A 252-nucleotide genomic window follows, 5' to 3' on the forward strand; every position below is an offset into this window, starting at 1 on the left:
GCAAGAAGATAGGTGTACGTCGACGATTGCTGGTCGAATAGCTGCCGGAAGATTAACACGATTTTGCTCCGTGGCCCGCGTCGTCGAAAAAGACCGGGCGCATGTAATGCGCCCGGTTCATTGCACGGTAATATTACTGCGGCTGTGTGACGAACCGCAGATAAGGCTTCACGGTCTTGAATCCTTCGGGGTACTTCTTCATTGCGTCATCGTTCGAGACGGATGTCGGAATGATCACATCCTCTCCGGGCT

General features: G+C 53.2%; 1 pseudogene. It reads right to left on the minus strand.

Annotation, left to right across the window (positions count from 1 at the left end):
• Positions 1–133 precede the first annotated feature (133 nt).
• Positions 134–252, minus strand: a pseudogene (locus ACCC94_RS30390) (peroxiredoxin); the annotation flags it as partial.

This window comes from Pseudomonas sp. Pseusp97, assembly GCF_047304025.1.
GTDB lineage: Bacteria > Pseudomonadota > Gammaproteobacteria > Pseudomonadales > Pseudomonadaceae > Pseudomonas.